We start from the raw sequence: 23,365 nt of genomic DNA on the forward strand, positions 1-23,365 counted from the left end.
GAACCGATGTGAGAGGAGTCACCATGACCGTCACGGAGACGTCGGCCGAGCCGGTGCTCCGCATCGGGGAGGTGGCGCGGGGCGCCGGCGTCTCGGTACGCGCCGTGCGCTACTACGAGCAGCAGGGGCTGCTCACACCGGAGCGCAGCCCGTCGGGCCAGCGCCTCTACCGGCAGGACGCAGTCACCCTGGTGCGCTTCTTCCAGCAGATGTACGCCGCCGGCCTGACCAGCCAGAGGATCGCGGAGCTCCTGCCCTGCTGGGACTCCGGGCACACCGACGCCGAGCAGCGAGCCATGCTGCGTGCCGAGCGCGACCGCATCCAGGCCAAGGTCGACGACCTGCAGGCCGCCCTGGACCGCCTCGACGAGGTCATCGGGATCACGGACACGCACCCGTAAGACCTCCGGACAGGCCGCGTCTCAGCGGGGCGCGAGGGTTTCTTGGCGTAGCGCTTGGAGTACGTCGAGTTCGCGGTCGATCTCGCGGCGTTTCGCCTCGAGGCGCTGGACCTCCTGGGCGAGCAGCACCTCCAGTACGCCGGTGCGCTCTTCGGGTGGCGCGTCGAGGCACGGCAACAGCTCACCGATGACGGCACTGCCGAGCCCGGCCGCGAACAGGTGCTGGATCATCACGACCCGCTCGACCATCGACTCGTCGAAGTCGCGCCACCCGCCCGGGGTGCGACTCGAGCGGATCAGGTCCTGCTCCTCGTAGTACCGCAAAGAGCGTGTGCTGACGCCGGTGGCCTCGGCGAGCTCTCCGATCCTCATGCACCCAGTGTTGCACTTGACACCAGTGTGAAGTTCCACCCTCAAGGGGTCGCACTATCCCTGGAGGGACTTCATGCACTGGCTCTACCTCGCGATCGCCGTCGTGTTCGAGATCGCCGTGGCGATCTCGGCCGGCAAGGCGCAAGGCTTCAAACACCGCGGCTGGACCGCCGCGACCCTCGTCACCGGCGGACTCGGCACGTACTTCCTGAGCCGCGCCCTCCTCACCTTCGACGTCGGCGTCGGGTACGCCGTGTGGACCTCGCTCGCCGGAGTCGGCATCACCCTGCTCGGCGCGCTCCTCTTCGGCCAGAAACTGACCTGGCACAAGGCCATCGGTATCGCCCTGGTCATCGGCGGCGTCGTCGGGCTCCAACTCTCGAGCGGATCGTGATCGCATGAACGCCAAGCCTCAGTCGTCCCGCACCGCGTGGTTCACGCTGCTGCTCGCCGGCGCCTTCGAAGTCGGGTACGCGCTCTCGGTCGGAGGCAGCCACGCCTTCACCGTGTGGCAATGGTCCGTCGCGGCCGGCGTGTTCTTCCTGCTCACCCTCTGGGCCCTCAGCCAGGCCCTACGCACCATCGAGGTCAGCATCGGCTACGCCACCTGGGCAGGCCTCGGCTCAGCCGGCGCCGCCCTCCTGGGCCCGGTCTTCTTCGACGAATCCCTCACCCCCACCAAAACCCTCTGGCTGGCCGTCATCATCACCGGCGTCATCTACCTGAAACTCGCCGACCGCCAACCCGCCCCCACCTGACACTCCAGGTGGCGGGGAGCCTGGTGGACTCCCCGCCGGTTCGGAACGCCTCGCCGGAGGCGGTGGTCGACGGGACAGCTCGCGCGCCGCCGGAGGCGGCCAACAAGGCAGTCGCCGCGCAGCGGTGTCCGAGTCAGTCCTTGATGCCGGACTGGGTGACGCCTTGGATCAGGTAGCGCTGGAGGAAGGCGAAGATCAGGACCAGTGGGAGGATCGAGACGGCCACCGCCATGAACAGTTCGTGGATGTTGATGGTCTGGGCGGTGACGAACGTCGACATCGCCACCTGGATCGTCCACGACGACGAGTCCTGGCCGATCACGAGCGGCCACAGGAACGAGTTCCAGTTGCCGATGAACGTGATCGCCGCGAGTGCCGCGAAGAACGGCAGGGAGTTCGGTACGACGATCCGCCAGAACACCCCGAAGTACCCGGCGCCGTCGACCCGCGCCGCCTCCTCCAGTTCCTTCGGAAATCCCAGGAAATACTGCCGGAAAAGAAATGCCGCGAACCCGCTGAACAGCGTGGGAATGATCAGGCCACGCAGCGACGACACCCACCCGAGCGACGACACCACGATGAAGCTGGGGATGAACGTCACCGCTGCCGGGATCATCAGCGTCGCGACGATCGCGTAGAAGATCTTGTCCGCGTGCCGATAGGGAATGCGGGCCAGCCCGTACCCCGCCATCGATGCCAGCAGCAACTGTCCCGCCGTCCCCAGGATCCCGACCACAGCGGAGTTGTAGAGAGCCCGCGCGATCGGCACCTCGGTGTCGTTGAACAACTGGCTGATGTTCCCCCACTGCAGGTCCGACGGGAACAACGTCCAGTCCGGCGCCGTGATGTCCGCCTCGGTGGACAACGCGTTGCGCAGGATCAGGTAGAACGGCAGCAGGAACAGCACGACCGCGATGAACAGCGCGATCCAGCGCAGCACCGTCCCGATCCGGCCGATGGTGGTCCGGCTGAACCCGATCGGCTGCGGCGTTCCCGTCGTACGCTCCGAGGCAGCCATCAGTCACCCGCCTTTCCGAACCCGAAGATCCGGCTCTGCAGCAGCGTCACGAGCATGATGATCACCGCCAGGATGAGCGCACCCGCCGACCCGTGACCGAGGTCCTGGATCGAGCCCAGCGAGATGCCGTACAGGTACACCAGCGGCGGCCGTGCGTAGTTCACGTTCCCGATCAGGTTGTAGAACTCGTCGAACGCCTGGTAGGCCGCGATCAGGTTCAGGATCAGTACGGCGACCGATGTCGCTCGCAGTTGGGGCAAGGTGATGTACCGGAACACCTGCCAGCCAGGATTCGCCCCGTCCACGTACGCCGCCTCGTAGAGCGCCGGCGAGATTCGCTGCAACCCGGCGATGAACAGGATCATGTAGAACCCGAGTTGCAGCCACAGTCGCACGGTGACGAGCGGAAGCCAGTACCACGGCGGATCGACCGTGGAGAGCCAGGCGATGTTGTCGATCCCGAACCAGCCGAGCACCGTGTTCGCCAGACCGAACCGGACGCCGTTGAAGATCGACAACCGCCAGATCAGCGACGCGACGACGTACGAGCAGGCCGTGGGCAGGAAGAACACCGACCGGAAGAAGGACCGGGCGATCTTCACCTGGTTGACCAGCAACGCCAGCGCCAGCGACAGCACGAACGTCAGCGGAACGATGAAGACCGCGAAGATCGTGAACGTGCCCAGGCTGGACAGGAAGTTGTGGTCGGTGAGCATGTCGACGTAGTTCTGCAGGCCGACGAACTTCGACGGCGTAGCCGTGTTGTACGCCTCGAAGAAGCTGAGGATCAGGCTCCAGATGATCGGCAGGTAGGAGAACACCAGCAGGCCGACAACGAACGGACCGACGAACAGCCAGAACGACAGCGAGTTTCCGGCGATCCCCTTGTGCCGCTTGGGGCGCCGCCGCTCACCGGTGGTGGCGGCGTCCGTGGCGGTTTTGACCGAAGCGCTCATCCGAACAGCCGAGACAGCTCGCTGTTGACGGTTTTCTCGGTCTTGGCAATCTCGGCAGCGGGGTCGGCTCCCTTCTTGATGATGTTGGTGAGCATGTCACCGAACGCCGTGTTCATCTTCGGCGTCCAGGCCGGGTTGTCGGTGTAGCCGTAGTCCTGGGTCAGCTTGACCGTGTCGGCGGCGACGCCGCTCTGCAGTTTGGCGGCCTTGGCCGCGAGGCTCTTGCGCGGCGGGATGTGGAAGCCGTAGTTCAGCGACCAGTCCTCCTGGTACTCGGACTTGTCGATCCACAGCCACTTGACGTACTTCTTCGCCGCCTCGACGTTCGCGCTCTTGGCCGACACGAACTGCGTCCAGCCGCCGGAGTACACGGCCGGCTTGGCCTGCGCGTCGAGTTTCGGGAACGGGATCACGCCGATGTCGTCGCCGAGCGCCTTCTGCATGCCCGGCACCGCCCACATCCCGATCCACTGCATCGCGACCAGACCCTGGTTGATCGCGGTCGGGTCCCACCAGTCCGTGGGGGCACCGAGCAGGATGCTCTTGCTGGCGTACAGCTCGTGCAGTTTGCCGAAGGCCTGGGCCGCGCGATCACCGGTGAAGCCGGGCTTGTTGTCCTTGGTCAGGAACTCCCCGCCGGACGAGTACAGGGCCGGACCACCCATGACGTTGCCGCCGTCGTTACCGACGTAGATGCCCTTCACCTTGTTCGTGGTGAGTTCCTTGGCCGCGGAGATCAGGTCGTCGATCGTCTCCGGCGGCTTGATCCCGGCCTTGTCCAGCAGGCTCTTCTTGTAGTAGATGACCTGCGGGTCGATGATCATCCGGATCCCGTAGATCTTGCCGTCCAGGGTGTTCGTGGCCAGGTCGCCGGGCTGGAAGTCGTCCTTGACGTCGGCCATGATGTCGTCCAGCGCCACCACCTGGTTGCTCTTCACCATGCTGATGTTGAAGTGGCCCTCGAAGACGTCCGGGCCCTTGCTGGACAGCAGGCCGGACGCGAGCTTGGCGTCGTAGTCACCCGGCGTCCACTGCACTGCGACGTTCGCGTCGGGGTACGCCTTGGCGTACTTCAGCGCCGCCTGCTGGGTCCCGGTCTCGCCGTACTGGTGGTACCACTGCGACAGGTTCGGCTTCGAGCCGCCGCTTCCCCCTCCGGACGACGGTCGGCCGGTGTTGCCACCACAGGCCGCGGTGAATGCGGCGAGGGCGGCCAGGCCGCCGGTTCGCTTGAGCAGGTCGCGCCGGGACAGTCCGGCGTTCGGAACATGAGCAGGCATGAATTCCACCTTCCCGAGAGGGAACGTCGCAGGGGACGCACGGTTCCGAGGTACTTAACGGTGTTAAGCATCTCCGAGTTCTGGCACACGGTACTGCAGGTCAATCGTTGTAGAAGTGGCAGCACAATGGCTCAAAAGCGCGCCCGGCGCAAGACCGGGCGCGCTGCTATTTGTTCGAATGTGTGGAATTTGCTTGAGTTGGTATCGGCCCGTGATCAGCCGAAGATCTCGCCCGCCGCCGCCTTCCGGTCCAGCAGGGCCGGCGGTTCGAAGCGGGCGCCGTACGTCGCTGCGAGCTCGCGTGCACGTTCTGCGAACATCTGCACACCATAGGCGTTCACGTACTGCAACGCGCCGCCGTGCAGCGGCGGGAACCCGATGCCGAAGATCGACCCGATGTTGGCGTCCGGCACCGAACGCAACACGCCCTCGTCGAGGCATTTCACCGTCTCGAGCGCCATTGCGAACAGCATCCGCTCCTGTAGATCGATGAGCGGGACGTCGGCGCCGGCAGCGAAGTGCTCCCGCAACCCAGGCCACAGATGCTTCGGGCCGTCGGCCGGGTAGTCGTAGAACCCCGCACCGGCAGCCTTGCCGCGCCGGCCGAACTCGTTGACGAGCCGGTCGGTCACCGCCATCCCAGGATGGTCGTCGAACGCGCCCGCGCTGTCCCCCGCCGCCCGAGCGGCGTCCCGGATCTTCTGCGGCAGCGTCAGCGTCACCTCGTCCAGCATCGCCAGCGGCGGCGCCGGGAACCCGGTCTGGGTCGCGGCGCGCTCGATCATGACCGGGTCGACCCCCTCGGCGACCATCGCGGCGCCTTCCATGACGAGCGTGCCGAACACGCGCGACGTGAAGAACCCACGGCTGTCGTTGACCACGATCGGCGTCTTCTTGATCTGCCGTACGACGTCGTACGCCTGCGCGATCGCCCGGTCCGAGGTCTTCTCCCCCACGATCAGCTCGACCAGCGGCATCCGGTCGACCGGCGAGAAGAAGTGCATGCCGATGAAGTCGTCCGGCCGGTCGACGCCGTCGGCGAGCGCGGTGATCGGCAGCGTGGAGGTGTTCGAGCAGAGCAGTGCGTCCGGCTCGACCACGTCGGCGATCTCCGCGAACACCTTCTGTTTGAGCCCGCTGTCCTCGAACACGGCCTCGATCACCAGGTCGCACCCGGCCAGGTCGTTCGGGTCCCCGGTCGGCGTGATCCGGCTCAGGAACTCCGCGACCTGTTCGGCCGAAGTCCGGCCTTTCGCGACCTGTTTCGCCAGCAGCTTCTCGGAGTATTCCTTTCCGCGCGCAGCCGCCTCCAAAGAAACATCTTTGAGCACAACCTCGAGACCGGCCTTCGCGCACACATAGGCGATTCCCGCGCCCATCATCCCGGCGCCGAGCACACCGACCTTGCGCGCCGCGTACTTCGGTACGCCGGCGGGCCGCGACCCACCCGCGTTGATCGCCTGCAGGTCGAAGAAGAACGCCTGGATCATGTTCTTCGCGATCTGCCCGGTCGCCAGCGACACGAAGTACCGCGACTCGATCCGTGAGGCGGTCTCGAAGTCGACCTGGCTGCCCTCGACCGCGGCGCTCATGATCGCCCGCGGCGCCGGGTACGGCGCGCCCTTGAGCTGCTTGCGCAGGTTCGCCGGGAACGCGGGCAGGAACGCGGCCAGCTTCGGCGAGGACGGCGTACCGCCGGGGATCTTGTACCCGTCGCGGTCCCAGGGCTGTTTGGCATCACCGTCGTACGTCGAAATCCACCGGCGGGCCGCGTCGAGCAGGTCCCCGGCCGGCGCGACCTCGTCCACGATGCCCACACTCGCCGCGTGCGCGGGCTTCATCCGCTGGCCCTGCAGCAGCACCTTCATCAGCGCGTCCTGCAGTCCGAGCATCCGGACCGTGCGGGTCACTCCCCCGCCGCCGGGCAGCAGGCCGAGCGTCACCTCGGGAACGCCGAGTTCGATCCGGTTGTCGTCGGCAACGATCCGGTGGTGGCAGGCGAGCGCGATCTCGAGCCCGCCGCCGAGCGCGGACCCGTTGATCGCGGCAACGACCGGGACGCCCAACGTCTCCAGGGTCCTGAGCTGCCGCTTGACCTCCTCGACCGTCTCGAACACCTGTGCGGCGTCCGACGGCCGGATCTGCGACAGCTGCTGCAAGTTGCCGCCGGCAAAGAACGTCGACTTCGCCGACGTCAAGATCACGCCCTTGATCAGCGCTTTCTCGGCGACCAGGCGTTCGACGGTCCGGCCCATTGCCTCGACGTACGCGTCGTTCATCGTGTTCGCGGAGGCGTCCGGGTCGTTCATCGTCAGCGTGACGACACCGGCGTCGTTCTTCCACTCGATCATGCTGTTCACGCTGGGAGCCTTTCGATGATCGTCGCGACGCCCATCCCGCCGCCGACGCACAGGGTGGCCAGTCCGTAGCGGAGTTCGCGGCGCTCCAGCTCGTCCAGCAGGGTTCCGATCAGCATCGCGCCGGTGGCGCCCAGCGGGTGGCCGAGGGCGATCGCGCCGCCGTTCACGTTCACCTTCTCGTGCGGTACGCCGAGATCCTTCATGAAATGCATGACCGCGGCCGCGAACGCCTCGTTCATCTCGAACAGATCGATGTCGTCGACCTCGAGCCCGGCCCTGGCCAGCGCCTTGCGGGCGGCCGGCGCCGGGCCGGTCAGCATGATCGTCGGATCCGCGCCGCTGACGCCGGTCGCGACCACCCGGCCGCGCGGCGCCTGACCGAGCGCCTCGCCGGCCTTCTCGTTGCCGACAGCAACCAGGGCCGCACCGTCGACGATCCCGGACGAGTTGCCCGCATGGTGCACATGCGAGATCCGCTCGACGGTCAGGTACTTCTCCAGCGCGACCGAGTCGAACCCGCCGTGCTCCCCGATCGCCGCGAACGACAACGGCAGCCCGGCCAGCGTCTCGACGGACGTCCCGGGCCGGACGAGCTGGTCGTGGTCCAGGATCCGCAGGCCGTTGCGATCCACCACCGGTACGACGGAACGCGCGAAGTACCCGTTCGCCCACGCCTTCGCGGCCCGCGCGTGCGACTCGGCGGCATACGCGTCGACGTCGGTCCGGGAGAAGCCGTCGATGGTCGCGATCAGGTCCGCGCTGATGCCCTGCGGGATGAAGCCGGTCTCGAGGGCGGTCTCCGGGTCCATCGCCCAGGCGCCGCCGTCGGAGCCCATCTTCACGCGGGACATCGACTCGACGCCGCCGGCCAGGATGAAGTCCTCCCAGCCGGACCGCACCCGCTGCGCTGCCTGGTTGACGGCCTCGAGGCCCGAGGCGCAGAAGCGGTTCAACTGCACGCCGCCGGTCGTCTCGGGATAGCCGGCCATCAGTACGGCGGTCCGCGCGATGTCCATGCCCTGGTCGCCGATCGGCGTCACGACCCCGAGCACCACGTCGTCGATGGCGGCCGGATCCAGGTCGGGATGCCGGGTCCGCAGCTCCTGCAACAGTCCGGTGATCAGCTGGATCGGCTTGACCTCGTGCAGCGCACCGGTGGGCTTGCCCTTGCCGCGCGGTGTCCGAATCGCGTCGTACAGAAAGGCTTCGCTGGTCATAGGGGTGATTGTGACAGTAACGCTGTCATGGTGGTCAAGTGGGGGCCGTTATGATCTCCGCCATGTCGGAAGTGGCGGGGGACGCGACCCTGACGGTCGATGAGCTGTCGACCCGGGTCGGGATGACGGTGCGTACATTGCGGTTCTATGCGGGGCGCGGGCTGATTCCGCCGCCGATCCGGCGCGGGCGGGTCGGGTACTACGGGCCGGAGCACATCGCGCGGCTCGACCTGGTGCGTGAGCTACAGGCGCACGGGTTCACGCTGCAGGCGATCGAGGGGTACCTGGACCGGATTCCCACCGACGCGACACCGCAGGACATCGCGCTGCACCGGACGCTGCTGACGCCGTGGATGCGCGATCTGCCCGAAACGCTTGATCGCGCGGCACTGGTACGGCGTACCGGCCGGGAGCTGAACGACGACGACATCGAGATGCTGGTGGCGCTCGGGGTGGTCGAACCGACACCGGACGAGGACGTGTTCCAGGTCGCGACCGCGCATCTGAGCCTCGGCGTCGAGCTGCTCGACCTGGATCTCCCGGTCGAGGCAGTGCTGGACGCCGGCCGCATCTTCACCGAGCACGGCCGCGCGATCGCCGAGGAACTGACCGAGGTGTTCCGCACCAAGGTCTGGCCCCACTACCGCGACTCCGGCGGCCCCCCGGAGCACATCCAGCAACTGGTAGAACGCTTCAAACCAGTCACCATCCAAGGCCTGGTCCTGGCCTACGAACGAGCCGTAGGCGAAACCCAAAGAGACACCATCCGCCGAACCCAGCAAAAACCCCGCTGACCCACCCCCGACACGTCCCCGGGTGTCCTACGAGTTGGGGACTCGGAGGTAGGTGAGGCCTCGGAGGTCCAGGTAGGTATTGGTGGGGGTCGTTACTACGCGGAGCAGGACTGTGTCGCAGCCGGCGCAGCGGGCGACTGTGCCGGGGGCGTCGACGTACACGCGGGACTCGGCGAAGACGGTGGTGTTGCCGCAGCCGTTGCACTGGGCAATGGCTGCGGTGAGGTCGACCGCGAACAGTTCACTGAGGGCCCCCGCGGCCGCGTTGCCGTCCAAGTAGTTGCTCATCGAGGTCCTCCTGTCGGGCCGAAGCGTTCAGTTCTGACGCGGGCCGGATCGTGTCCGGCCGCAACCAGCAGGTTCGCCACCGTTTCCACGAACGGCGTCGGCCCGCACACGTACGTCGTCGCGCCGTCCTCGGGCTTGAACGCGTACTGCTCGATCAGCTCCGCGTCGATCCGCCCCACCCGAGGCTCCCCGGCCGGCGCCTCCCGCGTGTACACGAGCCGTACGTCGACATTGTCCGAGGCGGCCAGGTCCTTCAGATCGCTCACGTAGATCACCGACTCCGGCCGCCGCACGGAGTACAGCAACCGCGCCGGCGTCGTACCAGCGACCGCATGAGCCTGCAGCATCGCCCGCAACGGCACGACGCCCGATCCCCCGCCGATCAGCTGCACCGGCCCTTCCTGCTCGGGCGTCCACACGAACCACCCGCCGACCGGTCCCCGGATCTCCAACGGATCCCCGACCTTCAGCACGTCGACGAGGTACGGCGACACCTCGCCGCCAGGCACCTGCTCGACGGTCAGCTCGATCGTCGAGCCGTGCGAACCGTCCCAGGCCGACGCGACCGAATACGACCGCGATGCGCGGTACCCGTCCTCCGCGGTCAGCCGTACGTCGAGATGCTGCCCCGCGAGATGCCCCTGCCAGTCCGGTACGTCGAGCACGATCGTGCGAGCCGTCCCGGTCTCCCGCCGTACGTCGGTCACCGTGGCGATCTGCCAAGACATGCGCGCGGTCAGTCGCCGGCGTATCGCTGTTCTTTCCATGGGTCTCCGTACTCGTGATAGCCGGCGGTCTCCCAGAAGCCGAGGTCCTCGGTGTCGGACAGCACCAGGCCCCGGACCCATTTGGCGCTCTTCCAGAAGTACAGGTGCGGAACGAGCAGTCGCGCGGGCCCGCCGTGCTCGGGGTCCAGGGGCTCACCGTCGTACTCGTAGGCGATCCAGGACTGCCCGTCGAGCAGGTCGTCGAGCGGCAGGTTCGTGGTGTAGCCGCCGTAGCTGTGCGCCATCGCGAAGTCTGCGCCGGTCTCGACGTCCGCGAGCAGCGTGTCGAGCGAGACGCCTTTCCAGGTTGTCTGCAGTTTGGACCACCGTGTCACACAGTGGATGTCCTTGGTGATCTCCTCGGCCGGCAGCGCCATCAGGGCCGCCCAGTCCCACTTGTACTTCTCGCCGGTCTCCGTGGTGACCGTGAACTCCCAGTGATCGGTCAGGATGTGCGGGGTCGGCCCCGCCGACAGCACCGGGAACTCGTGCGTCAGGTACTGCCCCGGCGGCAGATCCTTCCCACCCCCGCGCCGACCGGTGAATCCTGGCGACACGATGCCCATAACGACCTCCCTCGGCTCCTGGACGCAGTCAATCACGCTCTCCCCGCGCGCGGGGAGAGCAGCGGGCCGAACACGCGGCTAGACTCCGAACGACGGATGAGTAGCGCCGCATCGGGTACCGGTCATGATCAGGCGGCTGGACCGGCGGAGTGGACATGGGCGTGGCCGCACAGAGTCTCTCGGTGGCGCGCTATGAACAACATCTCGACGATCCCGCTAGGGTGGAAGTTCCGCCCACTGGCGGTTCGATTATGGGCGGATTGGGTGGATCACGACCGTAGCGCGAAGGTGTGGGGAGCGATCAGAGCCGTTGCCGACGGCGCGGCCCCGTCGCTCGCGCACGCCGTGTCGGCCTGCTCACAGGCGCTGTCCGCGGCCGGCGCGGGGCTCGCGATGACGCGCGACGGCGGACTGCTCGAGCCGGTGCTGGCCACGGGTCCGGAGATCGGTGAACTGGACGAGCTCCAGTTCGAGCTCGGCGAGGGGCCGAGTGGTGACGCGTCCGCCATCACTGCGCCGGTGCTCGAGGCGAACCTCGGCGGGGTCGCGGCCGGCCGGCGGTGGCCGGCGTTCGCCGCGGCTGGTGTCCAACGGGGTATGTGCGGCGTCTTCGCGTTCCCGGTCGCCGCCGGAGCCGCGAGGGTCGGCGTCCTGACCGTTTACCGGCGGGAGCCGGGACCATTGCAGCGCGAGCAAGTGGAGCAGGCGCTGGTCTTCGCCGATGCGCTCTTCGTGCTCGCCCTGGACAACCGTCACGGTGTCAGCGCGGATCTGGACCAGGTGATCGAGGCTGCGTTCACCGCTCGCCGGGCCGAGGTCCACCAGGCCGCGGGCAGGCTCGCCTCCCAGCAGCGCATCAGTGTCACCGACGCGCTGGCCCGGCTGCGCGCCTACGCGTACAGCAGTGGTTCGCCGTTGTACAAGATCGCCATCGACGTGATGGCCGATCGCCTGCACCTCGACGGTGATCACCCCCCGGGGGGCGGTCCACCGCCGAAGCCGCAGCTGAATGACCCCGGAACGGCCGAGAAGGAAGAGGAGGAGAACTGATGAGTGCGTCCGACCGCAGAGTGCGCGAGGTGTTCATCGAACTGTCGGACACGCTTGTCGACGACTTCGACGTCATCGAGTTCTTGGACCGGCTCGCCGCGCGCTGCAGCGAACTGCTGGGGGTATCGGCCTGTGGCATTCTCCTCGCCGATCATCACGGTGCGCTGAACCTGGTCGCGGCCTCCACCGAACAGGCCCGGCTGGTCGAGCTGAACCAGCTGCAGAACCTCGAGGGCCCGTGTTTCGACGCGTTCAGCACCGGCCGCTCGGTGCAGCATCCGGACCTGCGGACTGCTCGAGGGCGCTGGCCCCGCTTCACCGCAGCCGCTGTCAGCGGCGGGTATCTCTCGGTGCAGGCGCTGCCGATGCGATTGCGCGACACAGTCCTCGGGGCGGTGAATCTGTTCAGCAGGACCACCGGGGAACTGGATGCCGACACCATCACCCTGGGGCAGGCGCTGGCCGACGCGGCCACGATCGGCATCGTGCACCAACGCGCTCTCGCCCGCCAGGAGATCGTCACCGAGCAGCTCCAGACCGCTCTGAACAGCCGGATCCTGATCGAGCAGGCGAAGGGATTCCTCAGCCACAGCCTCGACATGGATGTCGACGAGGCCTTCGCCTTGATGCGTTCGTACGCCCGGACCAACAACCGTCGCCTGACCGATGTCGCCGACGACGTCGTCCAGGCCAGGCTGGATCTCACCCCATCCCCGTCGCCGGAGTAGTTGTCACAAGCCGTGGCGCCTTGCTGACTTACGGGTTAGGGTGATCGGAGCCTGTTCGGGCATGCCCAAGACCTCGGCGCCAGGTGTGTCGCGCCGCCGGAGGGGTTGCGCACGACACACGGTGAGACCCACCACAGGACGCTCACACCGTCTGGCTGGTGATCAGGCGCAGGACCCGTCGCGACGGCGCCACCCCACGTGCGCACCGTGCGACGGTTCCCCTGCGTCTAGACTCCCATCGTTCGCCCGATGATCTCTTTCATGATCTCCGTGGTGCCGCCGTAGATGGTCTGGATGCGGGTGTCTAAGTAGGCCTTCGCGATCGGGTACTCGGTCATGAAGCCGTATCCGCCGTGCAACTGCAGGCACCGGTCGACGACCTTCTTCTGCAGCTCGGTGGTCCACCACTTGGCCATCGCGGCCTCGGCCACGGTCAGCGTTCCGGCGTTGAGTTCCTGGATGCAGCGGTCGACGAACACCCGGGCGATCTGGGTCTCGGTGGCGAGCTCCGCGAGTACGAAACGACTGTTCTGGAACGATCCGATCGGACGGCCGAACGCCTTGCGGTCCTTCACGTACCGCAGCGTGTCCTCGAGCATGTTCTCGCAGGCGGCGGCCGCGACCACCGCGATCGTCAATCGCTCCTGCGGCAGCTTCTCCATCAGGTAGCCGAAACCCTTGCCCTCCTCGCCGAGCAGGTTGTCCACGGGAACCCGGACGTCGTCGAAGAACAGCTCCGCGGTGTCCTGCGCCTTCAGCCCGATCTTGTCCAGGTTCCGCCCGCGCTCGAACCCCGGCATTCCACGCTCGACCACGATCAGCGAGATCCCCTGCGCCCCGGCGTCCGGGTCGGTCTTGGCCACGACGATCACCAGATCGGCGAGAATCCCGTTGGAAATGAAGGTTTTCTGCCCGTTCAGCACGTAGTGGTCGCCGTCGCGCCGAGCGGTGGTCCGGATGCCCTGCAGATCGCTGCCGGCCCCGGGCTCGGTCATCGCGATCGCGGTGATCGTCTCCCCGGAACAGAACGCCGGCAGCCAGCGCGCCATCTGCTCGTCGGTCGCGTAGTCCAGCAGGTACGCCGAATTGATGTCGGTGTGGATGGTGAAGCCGACCCCGCTGGCGCGAACCCGGGTCAGCTCCTCGATCAGCACGGTGTTGAACCGGAAGTCACGAACGCCGCCCCCGCCGTACTGCTCCGGCATCATGAAGCCGAGCAGGCCGGCCGCGCCGGCCGCGGTCCAGAGTTCCCGCGGGACGATCCCGGCGTCCTCCCAGCTGTCGTGGTGCGGGACGATCTCCTTGTCGCAGAACGACCGGACGGTCTCCCGGAAGGCGTCGTGATCGGCGTCGAACAGCTGACGTTCCACGGGCGGTTCCTCTCAGTTCGGGCCGTGCTAGTTCTGGACGGCTGCGCCGGACTCCAGCAGCCCGTCGATGTCGGTGATTCCCCAGTCGGCCAGCGCTTCCCGGGTGTGCTCCCCCGGTCGCGCGGGCGGTCGGTCCAGGCGGGTCGGCGTACGGTCGAAGCGCGGCGCCGGTGCCGCCTGCCGGACGCCGTGGTGGTCCACGAACGTGCCTCGGGCAACGAGGTGCGGGTGGTCGCCGGCCAGTGGCAGCACCGGCGCGACGCAGGCGTCCGAGCCGTCGAACAGCTCGGTCCACTCCGCCTGAGTCCGCTGCCGGAACGCCTCGGCCAGAACCTTCCGCAGCTCCGGCCACTGCGACGGATCGTTGCGGTCCGGCGCGTCCAGACCGAGTTTGCCGATCAGCTCGGCGTAGAACTGCGGTTCCAGCGCCCCGACCGCGACATGCTTCCCGTCGGCGGTCTCGTACACGTCGTAGAACGGCGCACCGGTGTCCAGCAGGTTCGTCCCGCGCTCCTGCCGCCACGACCCGGCGGCGAGGGCCCCGAGCAGCATCGTGGTCAGGTGCGCCGATCCGTCCACGATCGCCGCGTCCACGACCTGTCCCCGCCCGCTGCGCTGCGCCTCGTTCAGCGCCGCGAGGACGCCGATCACGAGGTACAGCGAGCCGCCCGCGAAGTCACCGAGCAGGTTCGCCGGCACCTGCGGCGGTCCGTCGGCGCGCCCGATCAGGTGGAGCGCGCCGGACAGCGCGAGGTAGTCGATGTCGTGCCCGGCCGCTTGCGCGAGCGGACCATCCTGCCCCCACCCGGTCATCCGCCCGTACACGAGCCGCGGATTGATCGCGTGACAGTCCGCCGGCCCGAGCCCGAGCCGCTCGGCCACTCCGGGCCGGAATCCTTCGACCAGTACGTCGGCCTGCGCGACCAGCCGCCGTACGACGTCCACGGCGGCGGGCTGCTTGAGATCCAGGGCCGCGCTCCGACGGCCGCGGTTGACGAGATCCAGCTCCGGTGGGCCCATCGACACGCTGCCACCGGGGCGATCGATCCGCAGCACGTCGGCGCCGAGCTCGGCGAGCATCATGCATGCGAACGGCGCCGGACCGAGGCCGGCCAGCTCGACCACCTTCACGCCCTCGAGTGGACCCATGGGCGCTATTGTGACAGTTCTACTGTCACAGTCGTCAAGTCAACTTGCGCGTCCCCACCAGAGCGGTCAGCGGCAGGACCACCATCAGGATCACGACGGCGGCGAGTACGACCGACCATCCCGGCTCGCCTTCCTCGAGATGGGCGAGGTGGAAGATCATGTGCGGCAGCGAGAACGCGAGATACGCCAGCAGCGCCACGGCCGCCAGGTAGCGGTCCAGGCGAATCGCGGCGGCGGTCAGGACGATCCCCAGCCCGAGCGAAGCACCGCCGAAGTCGTGGAAGAGATGGTCGCTGTACGGCGGTGTCCAGTCGACCGTCGGCACGTGGTCGTAGAAGGTCTTCGGAGTGAACGTCAGCCACCCACCGAGAACCAGCTCGAACGCGGCGAAGACGATCAGCACCGCGCGGACGTAGCCCTTCATCGGAGGTAGTCCGCGAAGGTGATACGCCCGTACGCCGGACCGTCCACCATCGCCGCGCCGTCGGCGTACGCCCGGAAGATCTTTCCGCCCAGCCGCAACGGCAGCACCGGCCGGCGCGAGGACCGCGCCTGCTTCCACATCCGGGCCAGTTCGAGAACAGGCCGCCGCTCCGGACCGCCGATGTCCGCGACGCGACCGTTCACCGGAGGCTCGTCGACGAGTTCGGCGAGCCGGACCGCGACGTCCTCGACCGCGATCGGCTGCAGCGGGATCGCGGGGGCGAGCACCATCGGCACGAAACGCTGGGCGCTCAGGACTCGATCGACGAGGTTGTGGAACTGGGTAGCCCGCAGGATCGTGTACGGCACGCCGGACTCGGCGACCAGGCGCTCGACCTCGAGCTTGTGCCGGTAGTACGCGAGCGGAATGCGGTCGATGCCGGCGATCGACATCACCACGAGGTGCTGTACACCCGCGGCGGCTTTGAGCAGGTTGCGAGTCTGCTCGATGTCCCGGCGGCCCTGGCTCGTGGCCAGATGCACGACCACCCCCGACCCGTCGATCGCAGCGGCCAGTCCCTCGCCGGTCGTCAGGTCGCCGACGACCCGGTCGGGTCCGGGCTTCCGGCTCAACACCCGGACCTGATGATCAGCGGCGCACAGTCGGGCCACGGTCGGCCGGCCCAGGGTGCCGGTTCCACCGGTGACAAGGATGGAATTCATTTGCTGGTGTCCTTTCCGTCACCAGCTGAGATCGGGCAGCCCTTCGATTTGTGACAACTGGGCGACGGCGAAGGCCAGCTTTTCCGGGTTCATCACGAACTGCACGTCGGTGACGCCGTCCGGTCCGATGCCGATGAAGCAGATCGCCATGATCCCGCTGGGCCCGACGGCCAGCAGCGCGGGGCCGCCGTTCGCCTCCGCCAGGTGGGCCTCGATACCGGCGCCGAAACGCTGCAGCGCCCCGGACAGGTAGCGCGCGACCCGGTCGCGGCCGACCAGCACGTTGCGCGCGGCGGACACCTTGCCACCGCTGTCGGCGCGCGACTCCACGTCCTCGGCCAGCAGCTTCTCGAGCTCCTCGATCTCCCCCAGTCGCGCGGCCGCGATGAACCGCTCGACCAGCTTCCGCCAGCCCGCATTGTCGACCGGCTGCTGACGCGGTCCCTCGGCGCTGAGCTTCTTCCCCGCCCGCGACGCCAACTGCCGCGCGTTCGCCTCCGACGTGCCGATCAGCTCGGCAACCTCGCGGTACCCGTACGCGAATGCCTCGTGCAACACGTACGCCGCCCGCTCGGCAGGCGTCAGCCGTTCGAGCAGGAGCAACAGCGCGAACGACACCGACTCCCGCTCCGCCACAACCTCCAACGGACCGAGCGCGTCGAACTCGGCCCGCCCTGTCAGCACAGGTTCCGGCAGCCACTGCCCGACGTACAGCTCCCGCCGCGCTCGCGCCGAGGTCAGCTGCTTGATGGACAGGTTCGTGACGATCTTCGCCAGGTACGCGTCCGGATCACGCACGGTCGCGCGGTCGGCATCCTGCCAACGCAGCCACGCGTCCTGCAGAATCTCCTCGGCATCCGTCGCCGTACCGGTCATCCGGTACGCAATCCCGAACAACCGACCCCGCAGCCGTTCGAAATCATCCATCCCGGAACGTGTCCGCGGCTCGCTGGATCTTGGCGTAGAAGTTCGTCCAGGCGGCCTCGTCGAGCTGGTCGGCGTCCTTGCCGCCCTGGCCGTCGATGAGTTCGCGGACGATGTCCGCGTGGCCGGCGTGGTGCGCGGTCTCGTCGACGACGCGGACCAGCAGCGCGCCGAACGTCGTACTGCGTTGACCTTCGGCCCAGTGCGGCACCTCCGCCGGGTGGTCCAGGTCGAGCTCGGCGATGGAGCGGTCGCTGTGCGCGCAGGCCTCGCGGTAGAGGCCGGTGATGTACTCCGTCGACTCGGACGGCAGCGCCCACATGTCGGCACCACCCCAGACCGAACCGTCCTCGTTCCAGGGCAACAGCGTCTCCGGCGGCCGACCGACACTCGTGCCGAGGTACACCTGCTCGATCCCGATCAGGTGCTTGACCAGCCCGAGCAGGTTGGTCCCGGACGGCACGAGCGGACGACGCCGGTCGTACTCGCTCAGCCCGTCGAGCTTGGCCAACATCAGCGCCCGGGTGTCCTGGAGATACTGCTGGAGGTGAGACTTCACGGCGCTCCTGGGGGGATGAACGGGACGGGTGGTGCGCCGTGCTCGATCAGGTGCAGGAGCGCGGCGGTGTCGGCGTACTCGTCGATCATGTCGGCCAGGCGGTCCAGTCGTTCCTCGCGCAGTCCCGCGAACGAGACCGAGCCGTCCGGCGCGGGCTTGCCGGTGAGCGCGGCGACCTCGGCGAGGAACGCGTGCCGCGCGGCGTCGTCGTCGAGCAAGCCGTGCCAGATCGTGCCCCACGTGTTCCCCGCCCGGCAGCCACCAGGGAACCCCGCCGCGTCACCGATCACGTCGACGACTCCATGATGGATCTCGTACGCCGTTCGCGCCGGCCGGGCCAGCGTCTTCTCCCGGGCAAAGGTGGTTGCTACCGGCAACAGCCCGAGACCGGTCTCCGAGCCACCCGACTCGACCCCGTACGGGTCGGAGATCGTCGCGCCGAGCATCTGGTAGCCGCCGCAGATGCCGAGCACCGGACGGCCATCCGCGACCCGTGCTGCCACGGCGTCGGCGAGACCGAGGGACCGCAACCATTCCAGGTCGGCGCTGGTCGCGCGCGAGCCCGGCAGGACGACCAGGTCGGCGTCGCGGACCTCCCCCGCGCTCGTGGTGAAGAACACGCTGTTCGTCGGCTCCACCGCCAGCGCGTCGAGGTCGGTGAAGTTGCTGATCCGCGGGAACCGCACCACCGCGATCGTCAACAGGTCGCCCGGCGAAGTACGCCGTACCGGGATGTCCAGCGCGTCCTCGGAGTCCAGCCACAGCTCGGGCAGCCACGGCAGTACGCCGTACGTCGGGCGGCCGGTGACGGAGGCGAGCATGTCGATCCCCGGCTGCAGCAGTGAGACGTCGCCGCGGAACTTGTTCACCAGGAACCCGCTGATCAGCGCCTGGTCGGCGGCGTCCAGCAGCGCGACGGTCCCGAACATCGACGCGAACACTCCCCCGCGGTCGATGTCGCCGACCACGACGACCGGAGCCTTGGTGTGCTGCGCGAGCCCCAGATTCACGTAGTCCGACTGCCGCAGGTTGATCTCGGTCGGACTGCCCGCGCCCTCGCTGATCACCACGTCGTACCTCGACGCGAGATCGTCGTACGCCGCGAACGCCGCCTTCGCCAGCTCCGCGCGCTCGGTGAGGAAACCGCGGGCGGACAGCTCACCCCACGGCTCGCCCATCAGGACGACGTGGCTGCGCCGGTCGCTGCCCGGTTTGAGCAACACCGGGTTCATCGCGGCCTCGGGCTCGGCGCCGGCGGCGACGGCCTGGATCCACTGCGCGCGGCCGATCTCGGTGCCGTCCGCGCAGACCATCGAGTTGTTCGACATGTTCTGCGCCTTGTACGGCGCCACCCGAACACCCTGCCGCGCCAGCCACCGGCACAACCCGGTCACGACCGTTGTCTTGCCCGCGTCGGACGTCGTACCGGCGACCAGGAGAGAGCCCACCCGGCTTACCTTAATGCGCGCATCCGGACTACTCGGGTGGCCGGTCGGTGCTCTGGTCGGTGCGCTGGTCGCGCGTCCGGCTCGGGATGCGCGGTGTCGCTCCCTGGAACCTGGTCGCGCCGGCGGTTTCGCGTGCCGACAGCGGCTTGGCGATGTTCTCCAGTGACCGGCCTTCCGCGTTGACACCGAAGAACCAGGCGATGAGACCGCCGGCCAGCATCACGGCCGCGCCGATGATGTAGCCGACCGTGAGCGGTCCACGTGCCGGGTGGTCGCCCTCGCCGATCAGCGAGGCGAACAGGTACGGCGCGATCACGCCGCCGGTCAGCTGCGAGATCGCGAAGAAGAACGAGATGGCCTGCCCGCGGAGCTCGATCGGGAAGATCTCGCTCACCGTCAGGTACGCCGACGACGCGCCGGCCGACGCGAAGAAGAACACCACGCACCACAGCCCGGTCAGCGACGCGGCGTTCAGTGCGCCGGCGTTGAACAGCAACGCGGTGACGAACAGCACCACGGCCGACAGCGTGTACGTGCCGAGAATCATCTTCCGCCGGCCGACGGTGTCGAACAGGTGCCCGAGCAGCAGCGGACCGGCCAGGTTGCCGATCGCGAACGGGAAGAAGTACAGCGCGACGCTGGAGTCGTTCAGACCGAAGTACGACTTCAGCACCAGCGCGTAGGTGAAGAAGATCGCGTTGTAGAGGAACGCCTGGGTGACCATCATCGAGAAGCCGAGGAACGAGCGGCTGCGGTAGTCGCGGAGCATCACGCGGGCGATCTCGCGGTACGTCACCGGCGGGTAGTCGACCACCTCGATCGCCTCGTCGTCGCGGACCTCGCGCAGTTCGCCACCCTGCCGCCGTACCGTCGCCTCGATGTCGTCGACGGTCCGCTCGGCCTCCTCGACCCGCCCATGGGTCATCAGCCAGCGCGGGCTCTCCGGAATGTGCCGGCGCAGGTAGATGATGATCAGGCCCATCACCGGGCCGATCAGGAAGCACAGCCGCCAGCCCCACTCGACCGGGATGATGTCGGTGTTCAGGAAGACCAGGCCGACTGCGGAGCCGATCAGCGCGCCGCCCCAGTAGGTGCCGTTGACGCCGATGTCGACGCGGCCGCGGTACCTCGACGGGATCAGTTCGTCGATCGCGGAGTTGATCGCGGCGTACTCACCGCCGATGCCCATCCCGGCGATGAACCGGAAGACCAGCAGCGAGCCGAGGTCCCAGGACAGGCCGGCCGCGCCGGACGCGATCAGGTAGACAAGGAGCGTGACGATGAACAGGCTGCGCCGGCCGAGCCGGTCGGTCAGCCGGCCGAACAGCAGCGCGCCGACCACCTCACCGGCCAGATAGATCGACGCCATCAGACCGACCTCGGAGGTGGTCAGGTGCAGGGTCTCGGGTTCCTTCAGCACGTTCCCGACCAGGGAGACCAGCTGGATCTCCAGACCGTCCAGGATCCAGGAGACGCCCAGACCGACGACGATCATCCAATGGAACTTGGTCCAGGGCAGCCGGTCCATCCGGGCCGGCACGAGACTCGGTATCGCCTTGCCGTGCTCCAACGCGTGCTCGCTGCTCATCCTTGCTCCTCCCGGCCCGTGGTTGTTCGAAAGCCCTTGGGCCGGTACCCCGGGAGTGACGATCCGCAAACCCTGGGTGACGATCACCGGACAGGGCCTAAAGTTGCGGACATGGAGAACGAGATCGAGGTCGTCGACGCCAAGGACCGCAGCCGGTACGAGGCGCACGACGCCGAGGGCAACCTGATGGGCTTCGTCGACTACCGCCTGCATCCGGGCGTGATCAGCTTCCTGCACGCCGAGACGCTGCCGGAGTTCCGCGGCCGCGGCGTGGCCGGAACGATCGCCACCAAGTCCCTCGACGACGCCCGGGCGCTCGGGCTCCGGGTGAAGCCGGCCTGCCCGTTCTACCAGTCGTTCCTCGAGGAGCACACCGAGTACGCCGACCTCGTGAAGGAGCCGCAGCAGTGACGGTATTGATGCCACGCCTCCGGCGCGGCGGGTCATGGGGCTGGAACTCCCGTCCTTCCCTCGTCGCTCCGGTCGCTTCGCTCCCTCCGCTCCTCAGTCCAGGACGGGAGGCCCCATGACCGGGCCTGTCATGGGGAAGCTCGAGTGGAAGCCGGCCGCCGAGGTGCCTGAGTTGCTCGCGGCGCCGGTGCGGGACGCTCTCGGAGAGCTGCCGGCGTACGCGGCCGCGATCGACGCGGAGCTCGCCGACACCGCGGCCTTCTGTGCGGAGTACGACGTACCGATGGCCGCCTCGGCGAACTGTGTGGTCGTGCTCGGCAAGCGCGGCGGCGAGGCCTCGTACGCCGCGGTGCTGGTGCTGGCCACCGACCGCGCCGATGTGAACGGCGTGATCCGCAAGCACCTCGGCGTCCGGAAGATCTCGTTCGCCGCGCAGGACGACGCGGTCGGCTCGACCGGCATGGAGTACGGCGGGATCACGCCGATCGGGCTGCCCGCCGACTGGCCGGTGCTGATCGACGAAGCGGTCGTGCAGGCCGGGCCCGTCGTGATCGGCAGCGGGATCCGCGGCTCGAAGATCCTCATCGAAGGCACCGAGCTGGCGAAGTTGCCGACCGCAACCGTGCTGGATCTCGCCCAGCACTGACACGGGCGGCGGCTGATGGAGCAGCACGACTGGCCTGCTGAGTACGCCGAACTGACGGCGGCCGACCGGCGTGCCCCACTGCCGCCCGCGGACCTCGACCGGCTCGCGGTCGCCGCGTTCGTCCTCGGTCACGACGACGAGGTCGCCGCGTACCGCGAGCGGGCCTACGAGGAACACCTCGCGCGCGGCGATGTGATGGCCGCGATCCGGACCGGCTTCTGGCTCGGGTTCCACCTGCAGCAGCGGGGCGAGCTCGGGCGGGCCGCGGGCTGGCAGGCGCGGATCGGGCGACTCGTGCCCGACGGCGTACCGCAGCTCGCCGGGCTGGTCGCGATGGCCGACGCGGCGTTGCTGATGAACTCCGGCAACGCCGCCGAGGCGCTCCCCCTGTTCGAGCAGAACATGGGGTGGGCCACCGAGCCGGACGCGATCGTGCTCGGGGCGCTCGGCCGCGGTAACTGCCTCGCGATGCTCGGTCGCGGTGCCGAGGCCCTCAAGGCGCTGGACGAGGCGATGGTGCACGTGACCGCGAGCCGCGTCGGTCCTGAGGTCGCCGGTATGGCGTACTGCTCGGTGATCGCGCTCTGTATGGACCAGTACGACATCCGCCGCGCACAGGAGTGGACGCAGGCGCTGACGGGCTGGTGCGACGAGCAGCCCGGCCTCGTCCCGTACCGCGGGGCGTGCCTGGTGCACCGTGCACAGATCCTGCAGCTCCGCGGCGCCTGGGCCGACGCGGCCGGTGCTGCCGAGGACGCGTGTCACCGGCTGTCGGCGGGCATGGTCGGGACCGCGTGGTACCGGCTCGCGGAGGTCGAACGCCAACGCGGACGCTACGAGGCCGCCGAACGTGCCTACCTCGCGGCGGCGGCCGACGGGATGGACGTACAGCCCGGTCTCGCCCGGCTGCGGGCCGCCCAAGGCCGGCTCGATGTCGCCGTCGCCGGCCTGGAACGGGCGCTGGCCGAGGAAACGTTCACACCGAACCGCCCGATGCTGCTCGCCGCACGGGTCGAGCTGGCGATCGAGTGCGGCGACCGGGAGACCGCACGCAAGGCCGCTGCCGAACTGAACGAGCTGGCGCGCGCGGATTCGCCGTACCTGCAGGCTCTGGCGACGTACTCCGAAGGCGCGGTGCGGATCGCGTGCGGCGATCCGCAGGGAGCGATCCCGTGCCTGCGACGGGCGTGGACGCTGTGGCAGCAGCTCGAGATGCCGTACGAAAGCGCGCGAACTCGCCTGCTGGTCGGCCAGGCTTGCCGGGCACTCGGGGACGTCGACGCCGAACAGATGGAGATCGACGGCGCGCGAGCCGTGTTCGAGCGGCTGGGCGCGGTCGTCGAGCTGGCCGCGTTGGAGCAGTCCGATCGGAGCACCGGGCTCAGTCCTCGCGAGCTGGAGGTCCTGCGTCTGCTGGCGACGGGCGCGACGAATCGTGCTGTCGCCGAGCAGTTGTTCCTGAGCGAGCGAACGGTCGCGCGCCATGTCAGCAACATCTTCGGGAAGCTCGGCGTGTCCAGCCGGGCCGCGGCGACGGCGTACGCGTACGAGCACGGGCTGACTGGGTAG

Annotated in this window: 26 protein-coding genes; 9 read left to right on the top strand and 17 right to left on the bottom strand. The window is 68.3% G+C overall.

What is annotated here, in order from left to right:
• The first annotated feature begins 23 nt into the window (after positions 1 to 23).
• Positions 24 to 401, top strand: a complete 378-nt coding sequence (locus tag EV137_RS04495) for a MerR family transcriptional regulator (RefSeq protein ID WP_134009513.1) — start codon at positions 24 to 26, stop codon at positions 399 to 401.
• A gap of 21 nt (positions 402 to 422) precedes the next feature.
• Here the strand turns inward: EV137_RS04495 and EV137_RS04500 are convergent, their stop codons facing one another.
• Positions 423 to 773 (bottom strand): MerR family transcriptional regulator, encoded by a 351-nt coding sequence (locus tag EV137_RS04500; protein ID WP_134126734.1) that lies wholly within the window; start codon positions 771 to 773, stop codon positions 423 to 425.
• A gap of 73 nt (positions 774 to 846) precedes the next feature.
• On the opposite strand from EV137_RS04500, the gene EV137_RS04505 reads away from it, so the two are divergent.
• Together EV137_RS04505 and EV137_RS04510 are read left to right on the top strand one after the other, a co-directional pair.
• Positions 847 to 1,167, top strand: a complete 321-nt coding sequence (locus EV137_RS04505) for a DMT family transporter (protein ID WP_134009509.1) — start codon at positions 847 to 849, stop codon at positions 1,165 to 1,167.
• A gap of 4 nt (positions 1,168 to 1,171) precedes the next feature.
• Positions 1,172 to 1,531 (top strand): DMT family transporter, encoded by a 360-nt coding sequence (locus tag EV137_RS04510; RefSeq protein ID WP_134126736.1) that lies wholly within the window; start codon positions 1,172 to 1,174, stop codon positions 1,529 to 1,531.
• A gap of 133 nt (positions 1,532 to 1,664) precedes the next feature.
• Here the strand turns inward: EV137_RS04510 and EV137_RS04515 are convergent, their stop codons facing one another.
• From EV137_RS04515 to EV137_RS04535, 5 genes are all read right to left on the bottom strand, one after another.
• Positions 1,665 to 2,549 carry a carbohydrate ABC transporter permease gene (locus EV137_RS04515; RefSeq protein WP_134009505.1) on the bottom strand — a complete coding sequence of 295 codons (885 nt, stop codon included), beginning with the start codon at positions 2,547 to 2,549 and terminating at the stop codon, positions 1,665 to 1,667.
• The gene (locus EV137_RS04520) at positions 2,549 to 3,505 is read right to left on the bottom strand and encodes a carbohydrate ABC transporter permease (protein ID WP_134009503.1); all 957 of its coding nucleotides are present in this window, start codon (positions 3,503 to 3,505) and stop codon (positions 2,549 to 2,551) included. Before EV137_RS04520 ends, EV137_RS04515 begins: the two co-directional genes overlap by 1 nt.
• Entirely contained in the window at positions 3,502 to 4,785 is a 1,284-nt protein-coding gene (locus EV137_RS04525; protein WP_134009501.1) for an ABC transporter substrate-binding protein, read from the bottom strand. The genes EV137_RS04520 and EV137_RS04525 overlap by 4 nt, the downstream gene beginning before the upstream one ends.
• A 215-nt stretch (positions 4,786 to 5,000) precedes the next feature.
• A complete protein-coding gene (locus tag EV137_RS04530; protein WP_134126738.1) occupies positions 5,001 to 7,136 on the bottom strand; it encodes a 3-hydroxyacyl-CoA dehydrogenase NAD-binding domain-containing protein in 2,136 nt (711 codons plus the stop codon).
• A gap of 5 nt (positions 7,137 to 7,141) precedes the next feature.
• Entirely contained in the window at positions 7,142 to 8,362 is a 1,221-nt protein-coding gene (locus EV137_RS04535; RefSeq protein WP_134126740.1) for an acetyl-CoA C-acetyltransferase, read from the bottom strand.
• 62 nt (positions 8,363 to 8,424) lie between these two features.
• Between EV137_RS04535 and EV137_RS04540 the strand changes: the two genes are divergently transcribed.
• Positions 8,425 to 9,156, top strand: coding sequence for a MerR family transcriptional regulator (locus EV137_RS04540; protein WP_166679776.1), 732 nt, complete (start codon positions 8,425 to 8,427; stop codon positions 9,154 to 9,156).
• A 27-nt stretch (positions 9,157 to 9,183) separates the two neighbouring features.
• On the opposite strand, the gene EV137_RS04545 is transcribed toward EV137_RS04540, so the two are convergent.
• The 3 genes from EV137_RS04545 to EV137_RS04555 are packed head-to-tail and all read right to left on the bottom strand — an operon-like array spanning position 9,184 to position 10,777.
• Entirely contained in the window at positions 9,184 to 9,444 is a 261-nt protein-coding gene (locus tag EV137_RS04545) for a DUF6510 family protein (RefSeq protein WP_134009495.1), read from the bottom strand.
• Positions 9,441 to 10,172: a ferredoxin reductase gene (locus tag EV137_RS04550; protein ID WP_238175080.1), complete on the bottom strand. Its 732-nt coding sequence runs from the start codon at positions 10,170 to 10,172 to the stop codon at positions 9,441 to 9,443. Before EV137_RS04550 ends, EV137_RS04545 begins: the two co-directional genes overlap by 4 nt.
• Positions 10,173 to 10,180: 8 nt before the next feature.
• Positions 10,181 to 10,777, bottom strand: coding sequence for a sulfite oxidase-like oxidoreductase (locus EV137_RS04555; RefSeq protein WP_134009491.1), 597 nt, complete (start codon positions 10,775 to 10,777; stop codon positions 10,181 to 10,183).
• A gap of 264 nt (positions 10,778 to 11,041) precedes the next feature.
• On the opposite strand from EV137_RS04555, the gene EV137_RS04560 reads away from it, so the two are divergent.
• Complete coding sequence (locus EV137_RS04560) at positions 11,042 to 11,827, top strand: ANTAR domain-containing protein (protein WP_134126744.1); 786 nt, start codon at positions 11,042 to 11,044, stop codon at positions 11,825 to 11,827.
• On the top strand, positions 11,827 to 12,555 hold the full coding sequence (locus tag EV137_RS04565) for a GAF and ANTAR domain-containing protein (protein ID WP_134009487.1): 729 nt from the start codon (positions 11,827 to 11,829) through the stop codon (positions 12,553 to 12,555). The genes EV137_RS04560 and EV137_RS04565 overlap by 1 nt, the downstream gene beginning before the upstream one ends.
• Before the next feature lie 227 nt (positions 12,556 to 12,782).
• Here the strand turns inward: EV137_RS04565 and EV137_RS04570 are convergent, their stop codons facing one another.
• Genes EV137_RS04570 through EV137_RS04605 form a run of 8 tightly spaced genes read right to left on the bottom strand, consistent with a single transcriptional unit; the run spans position 12,783 to position 20,739 of the window.
• Entirely contained in the window at positions 12,783 to 13,925 is a 1,143-nt protein-coding gene (locus EV137_RS04570; RefSeq protein ID WP_134126746.1) for an acyl-CoA dehydrogenase family protein, read from the bottom strand.
• Positions 13,926 to 13,952: 27 nt separating this feature from the next.
• Complete coding sequence (locus EV137_RS04575; RefSeq protein WP_134126747.1) at positions 13,953 to 15,074, bottom strand: CaiB/BaiF CoA transferase family protein; 1,122 nt, start codon at positions 15,072 to 15,074, stop codon at positions 13,953 to 13,955.
• Between the two features lie 34 nt (positions 15,075 to 15,108).
• The gene (locus EV137_RS04580) at positions 15,109 to 15,498 is read right to left on the bottom strand and encodes a hypothetical protein (RefSeq protein WP_134009480.1); all 390 of its coding nucleotides are present in this window, start codon (positions 15,496 to 15,498) and stop codon (positions 15,109 to 15,111) included.
• On the bottom strand, positions 15,495 to 16,220 hold the full coding sequence (locus tag EV137_RS04585) for an SDR family oxidoreductase (protein ID WP_134126749.1): 726 nt from the start codon (positions 16,218 to 16,220) through the stop codon (positions 15,495 to 15,497). Before EV137_RS04585 ends, EV137_RS04580 begins: the two co-directional genes overlap by 4 nt.
• 18 nt (positions 16,221 to 16,238) lie before the next feature.
• Positions 16,239 to 17,147 carry an RNA polymerase sigma factor SigJ gene (gene sigJ, locus EV137_RS04590; RefSeq protein WP_134126751.1) on the bottom strand — a complete coding sequence of 303 codons (909 nt, stop codon included), beginning with the start codon at positions 17,145 to 17,147 and terminating at the stop codon, positions 16,239 to 16,241.
• Positions 17,140 to 17,703, bottom strand: coding sequence for a DinB family protein (locus EV137_RS04595; protein WP_238175081.1), 564 nt, complete (start codon positions 17,701 to 17,703; stop codon positions 17,140 to 17,142). The genes sigJ and EV137_RS04595 overlap by 8 nt, the downstream gene beginning before the upstream one ends.
• Positions 17,700 to 19,151, bottom strand: a complete 1,452-nt coding sequence (locus tag EV137_RS04600) for a cobyric acid synthase (RefSeq protein WP_134126753.1) — start codon at positions 19,149 to 19,151, stop codon at positions 17,700 to 17,702. Before EV137_RS04600 ends, EV137_RS04595 begins: the two co-directional genes overlap by 4 nt.
• A 28-nt stretch (positions 19,152 to 19,179) precedes the next feature.
• Complete coding sequence (locus tag EV137_RS04605; RefSeq protein ID WP_166679777.1) at positions 19,180 to 20,739, bottom strand: MFS transporter; 1,560 nt, start codon at positions 20,737 to 20,739, stop codon at positions 19,180 to 19,182.
• Positions 20,740 to 20,850: 111 nt separating this feature from the next.
• On the opposite strand from EV137_RS04605, the gene EV137_RS04610 reads away from it, so the two are divergent.
• The 3 genes from EV137_RS04610 (at position 20,851) to EV137_RS04620 (ending at position 23,365) form a co-directional block, all read left to right on the top strand.
• A complete protein-coding gene (locus EV137_RS04610; protein WP_133788239.1) occupies positions 20,851 to 21,150 on the top strand; it encodes a GNAT family N-acetyltransferase in 300 nt (99 codons plus the stop codon).
• A gap of 115 nt (positions 21,151 to 21,265) precedes the next feature.
• Positions 21,266 to 21,796 (top strand): YbaK/EbsC family protein, encoded by a 531-nt coding sequence (locus EV137_RS04615; RefSeq protein ID WP_134126755.1) that lies wholly within the window; start codon positions 21,266 to 21,268, stop codon positions 21,794 to 21,796.
• A gap of 15 nt (positions 21,797 to 21,811) precedes the next feature.
• Positions 21,812 to 23,365, top strand: a complete 1,554-nt coding sequence (locus tag EV137_RS04620) for a helix-turn-helix transcriptional regulator (RefSeq protein WP_134126757.1) — start codon at positions 21,812 to 21,814, stop codon at positions 23,363 to 23,365.

The organism is Kribbella pratensis, assembly GCF_004366075.1.
In the GTDB taxonomy this organism is placed as follows: domain Bacteria; phylum Actinomycetota; class Actinomycetes; order Propionibacteriales; family Kribbellaceae; genus Kribbella; species Kribbella pratensis.

What these genes read in the sequence shown, in the direction of transcription:
- EV137_RS04575 (WP_134126747.1), bottom strand. Translation starts at nt 15,074, where the DNA reads ATGGGTCCACTCGAGGGCGTGAAGGTGGTCGAGCTGGCCGGCCTCGGT.
- EV137_RS04500 (WP_134126734.1), bottom strand. Translation starts at nt 773, where the DNA reads ATGAGGATCGGAGAGCTCGCCGAGGCCACCGGCGTCAGCACACGCTCT.
- EV137_RS04615 (WP_134126755.1), top strand. Translation starts at nt 21,266, where the DNA reads ATGACCGGGCCTGTCATGGGGAAGCTCGAGTGGAAGCCGGCCGCCGAG.
- EV137_RS04605 (WP_166679777.1), bottom strand. Translation starts at nt 20,739, where the DNA reads ATGAGCAGCGAGCACGCGTTGGAGCACGGCAAGGCGATACCGAGTCTC.
- EV137_RS04515 (WP_134009505.1), bottom strand. Translation starts at nt 2,549, where the DNA reads ATGGCTGCCTCGGAGCGTACGACGGGAACGCCGCAGCCGATCGGGTTC.
- EV137_RS04495 (WP_134009513.1), top strand. Translation starts at nt 24, where the DNA reads ATGACCGTCACGGAGACGTCGGCCGAGCCGGTGCTCCGCATCGGGGAG.
- EV137_RS04610 (WP_133788239.1), top strand. Translation starts at nt 20,851, where the DNA reads ATGGAGAACGAGATCGAGGTCGTCGACGCCAAGGACCGCAGCCGGTAC.
- EV137_RS04555 (WP_134009491.1), bottom strand. Translation starts at nt 10,777, where the DNA reads ATGGGCATCGTGTCGCCAGGATTCACCGGTCGGCGCGGGGGTGGGAAG.
- EV137_RS04580 (WP_134009480.1), bottom strand. Translation starts at nt 15,498, where the DNA reads ATGAAGGGCTACGTCCGCGCGGTGCTGATCGTCTTCGCCGCGTTCGAG.
- EV137_RS04585 (WP_134126749.1), bottom strand. Translation starts at nt 16,220, where the DNA reads ATGAATTCCATCCTTGTCACCGGTGGAACCGGCACCCTGGGCCGGCCG.
- EV137_RS04545 (WP_134009495.1), bottom strand. Translation starts at nt 9,444, where the DNA reads ATGAGCAACTACTTGGACGGCAACGCGGCCGCGGGGGCCCTCAGTGAA.
- EV137_RS04620 (WP_134126757.1), top strand. Translation starts at nt 21,812, where the DNA reads ATGGAGCAGCACGACTGGCCTGCTGAGTACGCCGAACTGACGGCGGCC.
- EV137_RS04510 (WP_134126736.1), top strand. Translation starts at nt 1,172, where the DNA reads ATGAACGCCAAGCCTCAGTCGTCCCGCACCGCGTGGTTCACGCTGCTG.
- EV137_RS04525 (WP_134009501.1), bottom strand. Translation starts at nt 4,785, where the DNA reads ATGCCTGCTCATGTTCCGAACGCCGGACTGTCCCGGCGCGACCTGCTC.
- EV137_RS04540 (WP_166679776.1), top strand. Translation starts at nt 8,425, where the DNA reads ATGTCGGAAGTGGCGGGGGACGCGACCCTGACGGTCGATGAGCTGTCG.
- EV137_RS04550 (WP_238175080.1), bottom strand. Translation starts at nt 10,172, where the DNA reads ATGTCTTGGCAGATCGCCACGGTGACCGACGTACGGCGGGAGACCGGG.
- EV137_RS04535 (WP_134126740.1), bottom strand. Translation starts at nt 8,362, where the DNA reads ATGACCAGCGAAGCCTTTCTGTACGACGCGATTCGGACACCGCGCGGC.
- EV137_RS04505 (WP_134009509.1), top strand. Translation starts at nt 847, where the DNA reads ATGCACTGGCTCTACCTCGCGATCGCCGTCGTGTTCGAGATCGCCGTG.
- EV137_RS04520 (WP_134009503.1), bottom strand. Translation starts at nt 3,505, where the DNA reads ATGAGCGCTTCGGTCAAAACCGCCACGGACGCCGCCACCACCGGTGAG.
- EV137_RS04565 (WP_134009487.1), top strand. Translation starts at nt 11,827, where the DNA reads ATGAGTGCGTCCGACCGCAGAGTGCGCGAGGTGTTCATCGAACTGTCG.
- EV137_RS04530 (WP_134126738.1), bottom strand. Translation starts at nt 7,136, where the DNA reads ATGATCGAGTGGAAGAACGACGCCGGTGTCGTCACGCTGACGATGAAC.
- sigJ (WP_134126751.1), bottom strand. Translation starts at nt 17,147, where the DNA reads ATGGATGATTTCGAACGGCTGCGGGGTCGGTTGTTCGGGATTGCGTAC.